This is a genomic window from Kitasatospora sp. NPDC003701, from assembly GCF_053587085.1.
This window is the reverse complement of sequence record NZ_JBSFNM010000139.1, coordinates 1-5,083: the sequence shown is the minus strand read 5'-3', so window position 1 is coordinate 5,083 and position 5,083 is coordinate 1. Positions and strand designations below refer to the sequence as shown.

Sequence of the window (5,083 nt, the reverse complement as noted above, 5' to 3'; positions counted from 1 at the left end):
TTCGTGGCCGGTCATTCGATCGGTGAGGTGGCGGCCGCGCATGTGGCGGGGGTGTTCTCGCTGGCGGATGCCTGCGCGCTGGTGGCGGCGCGGGGTCGGTTGATGCAGGCGCTGCCCGAGGGCGGCGCGATGCTCGCCGTCCGGGCGACGGAGCAGGAAGTCCTGCCGCTGCTGGACGAGTTCGTCTCGGTCGCGGCGGTCAACGGCCCGTCGTCGGTGGTGGTCTCGGGTACCGAGGAGGCGGTGGAGCGGGTCCGGGCCCAGTTCGAGGCGCAGGGTCGCAAGGCGAGCCGGCTGCGGGTCTCGCACGCCTTCCACTCGCCGCTGATGGACCCGATGCTGGGCGAGTTCCGGGCCGTGGTCGGGGGCCTGTCCTTCGCCGAGCCGACGATCCCGGTGGTCTCGAACCTGACCGGCTCCCTCGCCACGGGCGAGGAGTTGTGCGAACCGGAGTACTGGGTGCGCCACGTCCGGGAGGCGGTCCGCTTCGCCGACGGCGTGCGCACCCTGGACGCCCAGGGCGTCGGCCGGTACCTGGAGTTGGGGCCGGACGGCGTGCTGTCCGCGCTGGCCGCGGACTCGCTGCCGGACGGTACGGTGCTGCTGCCGACGCTGCGCAAGGCACAGGACGAGGAGGCGACGCTGCTCGGCGCGCTGGCGCAGCTCCACGCGCGCGGGGTCCGGGTCGACTGGCCCGCCCTCTTCGAGGGGAGCTCCCCCCGGCAGGTCGCGCTGCCGACGTACGCCTTCCAGCACCAGCGCTTCTGGCCCGCCCCCGCGCTCTCGGCACCCGGCGACGTCGGCGCGGCCGGGCTGGACCCCGCGGACCACCCGCTGCTCGGCGCCGCCGTCGAACTGGCCGACGGTGACGGGCTGATGCTCACCGGACGGCTGTCGGTGCGATCGCACCCGTGGCTCGCCGACCACGTCGTGCTGGGCTCGGTCCTGCTGCCGGGTACGGCCTTCCTGGAGCTGGCGATCCGTGCGGCCGACGAGGTCGGCTGCGGCCGGATCGACGAACTGACCATGGCCGCCCCGCTGGTGCTGCCCGAAGGTGCCGGAGTGCAGGTGCAGGTGCGGGTGGGACCGGCCGACCTGACCGGCCGTCGCACGCTGGACGTGCGTTCCCGGCAGGACGGGGCCGGCGACCGGGCCTGGGCCCGGCATGCCACCGGTGTTCTCGCGCCCAGCGGTCTCGCGTCGGGTGCTCTCGCGCCCGGCGAGCAGAGCGCCGACTTCGACACCGCGACGTGGCCCCCCGTCGGCGCGGAGCCGGTGGACCTGACCGGCCTCTACGAGCAGATGACCGAGGGCGGTTTCGGGTACGGCCCGGTGTTCCAGGGGTTGCGAGCCGCATGGCGACGGGGCGAGGAGGTCTTCGCCGAGGTCGCGCTGCCCGCCGGCGTGGACGGTGGGCCGTTCGGCCTCCACCCCGCGCTGCTGGACGCGGCTCTGCACGTATCGGCCTTCAACGGCCTGCCGCGGGGCGTGGTCCCGTTCTCCTGGGAGGGCGTCTCGCTGCACGCCTCGGGCGCGTCGGCGGTGCGGGTGCGGGTGACCCGGAGCGGCGAGGACTCGGTGTCCGTGGCCGTCGCGGACCCGTCGGGGGCGCCGGTGGCCTCGGTGGAGTCGCTGACGCTCCGGGCGGCCTCGGCCGAGCGGTCGAACGCGGCGCAGAACGCGGGCCGGGACGGGCTGTTCCGGCTGGACTGGGTGCCCGTTGCGGCGGGGGATTCTGTTTCGTTTGTGACTGTGCATCAGGACATCGACCTGGCTTCGTTGGTGGATGTCCCGGGAGTCGTGCTCGTCGAGTTGCCCGCCGGGCCCTCCTCGGGTGTGCCGGAGTCCGTGCATGTGGTGACTGCGCGGGTGCTGGGTCTGGTGCAGTCGTGGTTGGTGGAGGAGAGGTTCGCGGCGTCGCGGTTGGTGTTCGTGACGCGTGGTGCGGTGTCGGGTGCGGATCTGGCGGGCGCCGCGGTGTGGGGTCTGGTGCGGTCGGCGCTGTCGGAGAATCCGGGCCGGTTCGGGTTGGTGGATCTGGACGGCGTGGACGAACTGCCGCCGGGTGCCGTGTTGTCGGACGAGCCGCAGGTGCTGGTGCGCGAGGGCGAGGTGTTGGCGGCGCGGTTGGTTCGGGTGCCGGTCGTTGAGTCGGAGACGGTCTCGCCGTGGGCCGGTGCCGGGTGGGTGCTGGTCACGGGGGGCACGGGTGGTCTGGGCCGGGTGGTGGCTCGTCATCTGGTGGTCGAGCACGGTGTGCGGAGTCTGCTGTTGGTGAGCCGTCGTGGTGCTGAGGCGGAGGGTGCGGCGGAGCTGGTGGCCGAGCTTTCGGCTCTCGGGGCCGAGGTGGTGGTCGAGGCGTGTGATGTCGCGGATCGTGCGGCGGTGGCCGGGTTGGTCGCTCGTCATCCGGTCGGTGCGGTGGTGCACGCGGCGGGTGTGCTGGACGACGGGGTGGTCGGTTCGCTGACGCCGGAGCGGTTGTCGGCGGTGCTGCGTCCGAAGGTGGATGCGGCGTGGCATCTGCACGAGGCGACCAAGGACCTGGACCTCGCGGCCTTCGTGGTCTTCTCCTCCGTGTCCGGCGCCTTCGGCGGCCCCGGCCAGGCGAGCTACGCGGCGGGCAACACCTTCCTGGACGCGTTGGCGCAGTACCGCCGCGCCGCCGGTCTGCCCGGTGTGTCGCTGGCGTGGGGGCCGTGGACCCGGGACGGCGGTATGACGGGCACGCTGGCCGCCGTCGACGTCCGGCGGATCGCCCGTACCGGGATGCCCGAGCTGACCCCGGCGGACGGTGCGGCCCTGTTCGACGCGGCGCTCGCCGTCGACCGGGCGGTGGTCCTGCCGGTGCGCTTCGACCTGGCCGCCCTGCGCGCGCAGGGCGAGGTGCCCGCGCTGCTGCGGGGGCTGGTCCGTGCGCGGGTCCGCCGGTCGGCCGTGGCCGGTTCCTCGGCGGCCGACGACCTGACCCGCCGGCTCTCCACCCTGCGGGCGGACGAGCGGCAGGAGGTGCTGCTGGACGTGGTGCGTGCGCAGATCGCCCTGGTCCTGGGCCACGCCGGTGCGGCCGAGGTGGATGCGAGCCGGGCTTTCCAGGATCTCGGCTTCGATTCGCTGACGGCCGTGGAGTTGCGGAACCGGTTGGCCGAGGTGGTGGGGGTGCGGTTGCCGGCGACGGTGGTGTTCGACTACCCGTCGGCGGAGGTGTTGGTCCGGTTCCTGCTGGACGAGCTGTTCGATGGCGAGGCGGAGGTCTCGCGGGTGGCGGCCGGGTTGCCGTCGGTGGTGGACGATCCGGTGGTGATCGTGGGGATGGCGTGCCGGTACCCGGGTGGGGTGCGGTCGCCGGAGGGTCTGTGGCGGTTGGTTGCGGACGGAGTGGACGCGATCTCCGACTTCCCGACGGATCGTGGCTGGGACGTGGAGTCGCTGTACAGCGCGGACCCTGAGGTGCGGGGAACGTCCTTCACGCGTTCGGGTGGTTTCCTGTACGAGGCCGGGGAGTTCGACGCGGAGTTCTTCGGGATGAGTCCGCGTGAGGCGTTGGCGACGGATGCGCAGCAGCGGTTGTTGCTGGAGACGTCGTGGGAGGCGTTCGAGCACGCAGGGCTCGACCCGCTGTCGTTGCGCGGCAGCCGGACGGGCGTCTTCGCGGGCGTGATGTACACGGACTACCGGGATCTGCTCGGCGCCGAACAGTTCGAGGGCTTCCGCGGCAACGGCAGTGCGCCGAGCATCGCCTCGGGGCGTGTCGCGTACACCCTGGGCCTGGAGGGCCCGGCGGTGACGGTGGACACCGCGTGCTCGTCGTCGCTGGTGGCCGTTCACTGGGCGGCGCAGGCGCTCCGGTCCGGTGAGTGCTCGCTGGCGGTGGCCGGCGGGGTGACGGTGATGTCCACGCCGAGCACCTTTGTGGAGTTCTCGCGTCAGGGCGGTCTGTCGGCCGACGGTCGGTGCCGTTCGTTCTCGGACGCGGCGGACGGTGTGGGCTGGGGCGAGGGCGTGGGCATGCTGGTGCTGGAACGCCGGTCCGACGCCCGGCGCAACGGGCACCGCGTGCTGGCGGTGCTGCGTGGCAGTGCGGTGAACCAGGACGGTGCGTCGAACGGTCTGACAGCACCCAACGGTCCTTCGCAGCAGCGGGTGATCCGCCAGGCGCTCGCCAGCGGCGGGTTGTCGGCCGCCGACGTGGACGCGGTGGAGGCACACGGCACGGGCACCACCCTGGGTGACCCGATCGAGGCGCAGGCTCTGCTGGCGACCTACGGGCAGGAGCGCGAGGCCGAACGGCCGTTGTGGCTCGGCTCGGTGAAGTCGAACATCGGTCACACGCAGGCGGCGGCGGGTGTGGCCGGTGTGATCAAGATGGTGATGGCGATGCGCCACGGTGTGCTGCCGAAGACGCTGCACGTGGATGCTCCCTCGTCGCACGTGGATTGGAGCGAGGGCGCCGTTGAGCTGCTGACGGAAGCGACGGAGTGGCCCCAGGGCGCGGGTCCGCGCCGGGCGGGCGTGTCCTCGTTCGGGATCAGCGGCACCAACGCGCACGTCGTCCTTGAGCAGGGCGAGCCGGCGGACCTCCCGACCGTCGAACAGCCCGTGGTGACGCCCGGCGTGGTGCCGTGGGTGCTCTCCGGCCGGACCGAAGCTGCGCTGCGGGCGCAGGCCGAGGCACTGCGTGCCCACGTGGAGGCCGATCCCGATCTTGTTCTGACCGACGTTGCCCATGCGCTGGCGACCAGCCGATCGGCCTTTCAGTACCGTGCGGCGATCGTGGCCGACGACCGGGACGCCGCTCTGGGTGGACTGGCCGCGCTGGCGGCGGGGGAGCCCGCGGCCGGCGTGGTCGAGGGGGCGGTGGGTGCGGGCAAGCGTGCCTTCCTGTTCTCGGGTCAGGGGTCGCAACGGCTCGGTATGGGGCGGGAGTTGTATGCCAGGTTCCCGGTGTTCGCGGCGGCGTTCGACGCGGTCTGCGGGGAGCTTGGTGGGGTGCGCGAGGTGGTGTGGGGGTCGGACGCGGAGGTGTTGGACCGGACGGTGCACGCCCAGGCGGCGCTGTTCGCGGTCGAGGTGGCGTTGTTCC

Annotated in this window: 1 protein-coding gene; it reads left to right on the top strand. The window is 72.9% G+C overall.

Annotated elements, in window-relative coordinates; genetic code table 11:
- The coding region (locus ACWDRR_RS44060; RefSeq protein WP_449777979.1) for an SDR family NAD(P)-dependent oxidoreductase at positions 1 to 5,083 on the top strand (5,083 nt) is incomplete at both ends.